The following is a 6,197-nucleotide window of genomic DNA, read 5'->3' as shown; positions in this document are numbered from 1 at the left end:
CGACGTGGCTGTCGATCGGTAGGTCGCGGGTCTCCTCGACGACCTCGGTGCCGTCGGTCGAGAGCACCTGTGCGCGCACGGAGACGGTGTCGCCCTGTACGGTGGCGTGGACGCCCAGCGGGGCGACACAGCCTCCGCCCAGCTCCGCGAGCACGGTTCGCTCGACGGTGACGGCGACCCGGGTCGGCGCGTGGTCGAGCTTGGTCCGCAGCCGGGCGATCACGTCCTCGTCGCGGGCGGTGACGGCGATGACCCCCTGTGCGGGCGCCGGCACGAACTCCTCGGTCGGGAGGCGGCTGGTGCCGATCTTGTGGCGCAGGCCGCTGCGTTCGAGTCCGGCCTCGGCGAGCACGATCGCGTCGTACTCGTGGTCGTACTCCTGTCCCAGCGCGCCGCGTTCGAGTTCGGAGAGGCTGTCGAACCACTCCTCGACGGACTGGTCGAACTCGTCCATCTCCTCCTCGATCGCGTTCAGCCCCTCGTTCTCGTCGTCGAGTTCGCCCTCGGGGTCGAGGTTGTACTCCCGCATCTCCTTGCTCGCCTCCGTCTCGTCGGTCCCGAGGCGACGCTCGTGTTCGCGCTGGAGTTCGGGCGCGAGCAGTTTCTCGATCCGGGTGTCGACGTTCCCCCGGAGCGGCCGCACGTCGAGGTCGGGGCGGGCGTGCAGCAGTTGGGCGGTCCGGCGGACCGACGAGGTGCCGACGACGGCGCCCTCGCGGAGGTCTTCGAGATCCTTGCCGTCCTTCGTGACCAGCAGGTCGCTCGCGGGTGCCCGCTCGGGCACGGCGGCGACGACCATCCCGTCGGCGAACTCCGTGGGCATGTCCTTCATCGAGTGGACGGCGGCGTCGCAGTCGCCGTCGACGACCTCCTGATCCAGCGCGTGGACGAACGCGCCGATCCGGCCGAGGTCGGCGATGAGTTCGTCCCGAATCCGGTCGCCCTCGGTCTGGACTTCGACCAGCTCCACCGGGCGCCGGCGGGTGCCAACCCGTTCCTGCACGAACGCGGCCTGTCGCATGGCGAGGTCGGACCCGCGCGTGGCGAGGCGGAGGGTCCTGTCGGTGCTCATGGGCGGGAGTGGGCGACCGGTGGGGAAAAGGGGTGCGTTCGCGCCCCGGCGGCTGCGGGAGCGGCTTACAGCGCCTCCCGATACGCCTCCAGCGTCTTCTCCACGTCCTCCTCGGTGTGGCCGTAGGAGACGAACTGCGACTCGAACTGGTTCTGGGAGAGGAACACGCCCTGCTCCTTCATCGCCGGCCAGAAGCGGCGGCGCCAGCGGTCGGTCTCGGCGGCCGCCACGTCCGCGCCGGTCTTCGGGCAGTAGTCGTAGCGCGGGCAGCCCTCGTTCTGTTTGCAGCCACCGGTACAGGTGTCCTCGACGTTCGCCGGGCCGTCGCGGGTGAAGATCAGCTTGAACATCGAGTCGGTGCCGGCGACGGTGTACGACGGCGCCTGCTCCCGGACGATCTCGGTGAGTCCCTCCCGGAGCTTCTCGCCGAGGCCGTTGACGTGCTCGTACACGTCGTTTTCGGCGGCGAAACGCAGCGTTTCGAGTCCAGCCGCCATCGTCACGGGGTGGCCCGAGAAGGTGCCGGCCTGGAACACGTCGCCGGAGGGGGTGAACTGGCTGATGATCTCGCTCTTCCCGCCGATGGCGCCGACGGGGAAGCCGCCGCCGATGATCTTGCCGAACGTCGTCACGTCGGGCTCGATGCCGAACTTCGACTGGGCACAGCCGAGGCCGCCGACGCGGAACCCCGTGATCACCTCGTCCCAGATCAGCAGCGAGCCGTAGTCGTCACAGAGGTCTCTGAGCGTCTCGTGGTAGCCGTCGACGGGGTGGACGATCCCCTTGTTCGCGAGGATCGGCTCGACGAGCACGGCGGCGATGTCGTCGCCGTGTCGCTCGAACGCCTCGGTCGCGGCCTCGGGGTCGTTGAACGGCACCGGGATGGTGTGCTCGGCGAACTCCGTCGGGATCCCCTGCGTGGAGGGGCCGCGCTCGTCGATGTCGCCCTCGACGAGCGTGGAGTCGTTGGCGCCGTGGTAGGAGCCCTGCATCACGACGATCTTGTTCCGGCCCGTGTAGCCGCGGGCGAGCCGGGTCGCGGAGACGGTCGCCTCGGTGCCGGAGTTGACGAACCGCAGCATCTCCACGCTCGGGACGTGGCGGGCGACGAACTCGGCGTGCTCGACCTCGATCTCGGTCGGCATCCCGTACATCGGTCCCGCGCTGGCGTGGCGCTGGATCTCGGACTGGACCTGTTCGGGCAGGTCGTGGCCCAGCAGGAGCGGGCCGAGTCCCATCACCCAGTCGACGTAGCGGTTGCCGTCGGCGTCGATCATGTGGCCGCCCTCCCCGTGGTCGGCGAAGGGGGGGTACGGCTCGATCGCCGCCCGGACCGAGGAGTTCACGCCGCCGGGCATGACCGACAGCGCGCGGTCGTAGAGCTCGCCTGAGCGCTCGTGGTTCATACCTCGGGGGTCGGGACGGACGGCGAAAGAAGCTAACGGGTTCGGCAGACGGGGCCGCGTTCCGCGGCTCAGGCCGCCGGGAGCCGGAGCGTGACCACGGTGCCGCCCTCCGTGGGCGCGCCGAAGTCGAGGCGCCCGTCGGCGGCGTCGACGACCGCCTGCGCGACCCAAAGCCCCAGTCCCGAGCCGTGGGTGAGCTGGGTGATCTCGGTGTCCCCGGTGACGACCTGGTACTCCTCCTCGGGGATGCCCGGCCCGTTGTCCCGGATCTCGATCGCGACCCGGCCGTTCTCGCGGGCCGCGGTGACGGTGACCGCCGGCTCCTCGGCGCCGTGGACGACGCCGTTCTCGACGAGCTCCTCCAGCGCGTCCGGGAGCGCGGGGTCCGAACGGACGGCCAGCCCCTCGGGCACGTCGACCGTGAGGTCGGCGTCTGGGTGGTCGTCGGCGACCGCGGCCGCGGCCTCCCGCGCGTCGGCCCGGACCGACCGCTCTTCGAGGCCGCTCCCGCGGCGGTCGTAGATGCTCATCACGGTGTCGGCCTCCTCGGCGAGTTCGCCGACGGTCTCGACGTGTCGCTTGAGCGTCTCCGCGGAGTCGACGACCTCCTGATCCTCGGCGGTCGCGGCGATCTGGTCGGCGTGACCGAGCATCACCGTCGCCTCGTTGCGGAGGTTGTGCCGGAGCACGCGGTTCAGCACCGCCAGCTTCCGGCGCTCGGCGGCCAGCTCCTCGGCCCGGACACGCCGGGCGTCGTAGACGCCGATGATGACGTGGGCCGCGGCGCCGATCGCGAGCAGGTTCGCGATCGTGAACGCCCGGTCGACCGGGGCGGCGCCGGCGTTGCGCTGGTAGGCGAACAGCCCGAGCATCACCGACCCCAGCACGACGATCCCGAGCACGTTCCAGACCGCGATCCGGATCGCGTTCCGGTTGCTGAAGTTGCTGTGATAGAGGCTGTACCCCGCCGCGACCAGCCCGGTCGAGACCACCGTGCCGAGCAGCGACAGCGCGAGTCCGACCGGCCCGACCCCCGGCGTCAGCAGGACGGTGACGTTCGGGATCAACAGGACCACGCCGGTCAGGATGACGACGGCACTCGCGACCAGTCGGACGGGACCCCGGTCGGGCTCGCGGTCGCTCTCCACGTCGGGGTTGAAGCCGACCTCCCGCAGGAGCACGTCGACGATCCCCCGTGTGCCTCCGGATCCGACCATGGATGAGGGTGACCCACTGGCTGCATCAAGCTGTCGGCGGTGTCACAACGAACCCGATAAGGCCCTCCCCGCGCCAGTTCCGGCCATGACCGAGTACTTCGAGGTGCACGGGCGCGACGGCGCCGCCCGTCTCGGCGAACTCCGCCTCGCCGACCCCCTCACGACGCCGGCCACGGTCGACGAGGTGACCGAAGACGCCGGATCCCTCTGGGCCGAGGACCGCGAACTCCCCGAGGGCGCCGACGACAGCCTCACGATCCTCCCCCACCGCGCGTTCCCGCCGGGCACCCGCGAACCCGTCCGCGAGTCGTTCCGCGTCGACCACCCGGAGATCGACGCCCCGACGGCCGCGGTCGTCTCCAGCGAGGAGGCCCGCGACGTGGGCGCCGACGCCTACCTGCTCTCGGATGCCAACGGCTTCGTCGGCCACGCCGCGGCGTTCAAAGACGCGATTATCCGCACCCGCGAAGCGATCCCCGCCGACACCGCGCTCTACCTCTCCGGCGTCGCGACGCCGCGGAACGTCGCGACGCTGGTCTACGCCGGCGTCGACCTCGTCGACGCGAAGAAGGCGAAGGTGCGCGGCGCGGAGGGGTTCTACCTCACCAGCGACGGCGAACGCTTCCTCGAAGACCTCCGGGAGCTTCCCTGCTCGTGTTCGGCCTGCCAGCAGCCGATCGAGGAGTTCGACCGCCGGGACTGCGCCGAGCACAACGCCAACGCGCTGCGGACGGAACTCCGGGTCGTCCGCGAGCGCATCCGCGAGGGGCGCCTGCGTGACTACGTCGAGGGGCAGGCCCGCCACGACCAGTGGCTCACCGCGGCGTTCCGGGAGTTCGACCAGCAGTACGCCTACGTCGAGGAGCGTGCGCCGATCGTCCGGGACAGCGAACTCGCGGCCGCGAGCGGCGACAGCATCCGCCGGCCGGAGATCCAGCGCTTCGCCGAGCGCGTGACCGAGCGCTACCGGACGGAGTTCGACGGCCCGCTCGTGCTCGTCCCCTGCTCGGCGAAGAAGCCGTACAGCGAGTCCCAGAGCCACCGACAGTTCCACGACGCGATCCAGTGGCGCGGCCACCTCGCGTCGATGACCTCGCCCATCGGCGTCGTCCCGCAGGAACTGGAACTCACCTACCCCGCCCAGCAGTACGACACCGTCGTCACCGGGCGCTGGAGCGCTGACGAGCGGGAGTTCGTCGCCGAGGTCCTGCGGCGCTACCTCGAACGGAACGACTACGACCGGGTGATCGCCCACGTCCCGCCGGGCGGCTACACCGAGATCTGCGAGACGGTCGAACCCGCCGTCGACGCCGAGTTCGAGTACACCGTCGACGACCACCCGACCACCGAGGAGTCGCTCGACGCGCTCTCGGCGGCGCTGGAGGGCGAGGAAGCGTACCAGAAGCGCACCCGGGAGCACCGGATCGTCCGCGCGATGGCCGACTACCAACTCGGCGAGGGCGCGGGCGAGGCGCTGTTCCCGAGCGACGAGATCCAGACCACCAGCCGCTACCCCAAGCTGCAGGTCCGGGACAGCGAGGGCGAACAGCTGGCGACGATGGTGCCCAACTACGGCGTGCTCTCGTTCACGACCGCGGGCGCGCGGAAGTGGGCCGAGAGCGACGCGCCGAGCAAGACCGTCGAGATCGACGAGTTCGTCCCCCACGGCAGCGTGCTCGTGCACGGCGTCGTCGACGCCGACGAGGCGATCCGCACGGGTGACGAGGTGATCGTCGAGGGGCCGAAGGCGTTCGGCGTCGGCCGGGCGTCGATGTTCGGCGAGGAGATGGTCGAGTCGACGCGCGGGATCGCCGTCGAGACCCGGCACGTGGACGAGATTTGAACGCTTCGTCCGGCTCCGAGCGCGTCCCACTCCTGACCGCCGACGGCGCCTGAGCACGGTAGATTTTTCAGGATACCTGACGCGTCTCCCGATATGGTCCCGCTCAAGTCTTGGCCGGGCATCGCGCTCGTCCTCGTGGTCTCGCTCGGGTTCGCCGCCCTCACCGCAGTGCTCTCGCTGGGCGCCCTCCCCGCGGTCGTTCTCATCCTCGGCTGGTTCATCGCCGCGCCGGCGCTGGCGATCCTCACGTACTACGAGGACGACGCCGACGCTGACCCCGAGGACGCCGACGACCCCGTAGCGACGCTCCGGGAGCGGTACGCCCGCGGCGAACTCACGGAGGCGGAGTTCGAACGGCGACTGGACACGCTGCTGGAGACCGAAGGCACCGAACAGTCCTCGGACCGCGACCGGGAGCGCACCGTGGCCAAGGAGCGCTAAGGATCCCCCTCCCCGGCCGCCGAAACGGCGAAGTCCCCCGAGCGAGAGGGACGGACGATGGCACGCGTCGAGACGGCCGCGCGGCTCCACTTCGGCTTCGGTAACCTCTCGCTGGCACACGATCGGCTCTACGGCGCGCTGGGCGTCGCGCTCGATCGCCCGACGCTCGCCGTCGAGGCGACGACCGCCGAGGCGGTCGTCTGTGACGACGACGTGGC

The 6,197-nt window shown here is 70.7% G+C and carries 5 protein-coding genes and 1 pseudogene; 3 read left to right on the top strand and 3 right to left on the bottom strand.

The features are described 5' to 3' along the window. From hemC to ACFR9S_RS09030, 3 genes are all read right to left on the bottom strand, one after another. A partial coding sequence (gene hemC / locus ACFR9S_RS09040; RefSeq protein ID WP_379818459.1) for a hydroxymethylbilane synthase occupies positions 1-1,072 on the bottom strand: 1,072 nt, incomplete at its 3' end. A 65-nt stretch (positions 1,073-1,137) separates the two neighbouring features. Further along, positions 1,138-2,478 carry a glutamate-1-semialdehyde 2,1-aminomutase gene (hemL, locus tag ACFR9S_RS09035; protein ID WP_379732365.1) on the bottom strand — a complete coding sequence of 447 codons (1,341 nt, stop codon included), beginning with the start codon at positions 2,476-2,478 and terminating at the stop codon, positions 1,138-1,140. A gap of 68 nt (positions 2,479-2,546) precedes the next feature. After that, positions 2,547-3,695 (bottom strand): sensor histidine kinase, encoded by a 1,149-nt coding sequence (locus ACFR9S_RS09030; RefSeq protein WP_379818458.1) that lies wholly within the window; start codon positions 3,693-3,695, stop codon positions 2,547-2,549. Between the two features lie 85 nt (positions 3,696-3,780). On the opposite strand from ACFR9S_RS09030, the gene arcS reads away from it, so the two are divergent. The 3 genes and pseudogenes from arcS to ACFR9S_RS09015 all read left to right on the top strand — a co-directional run. Then, complete coding sequence (gene arcS / locus ACFR9S_RS09025; protein WP_379818457.1) at positions 3,781-5,538, top strand: archaeosine synthase subunit alpha; 1,758 nt, start codon at positions 3,781-3,783, stop codon at positions 5,536-5,538. A 93-nt stretch (positions 5,539-5,631) separates the two neighbouring features. Continuing rightward, complete coding sequence (locus ACFR9S_RS09020) at positions 5,632-5,979, top strand: SHOCT domain-containing protein (RefSeq protein WP_379732239.1); 348 nt, start codon at positions 5,632-5,634, stop codon at positions 5,977-5,979. A 57-nt stretch (positions 5,980-6,036) separates the two neighbouring features. After that, a pseudogene (locus ACFR9S_RS09015) lies at positions 6,037-6,197 on the top strand (beta-ribofuranosylaminobenzene 5'-phosphate synthase family protein); the annotation flags it as partial.

Source organism: Halolamina salina (assembly GCF_042678005.1).
GTDB lineage: Archaea > Halobacteriota > Halobacteria > Halobacteriales > Haloferacaceae > Halolamina > Halolamina salina.
The sequence above is the reverse complement of the archived record's forward strand: the minus strand, read 5'-3'. Positions and strand labels throughout refer to the sequence as shown.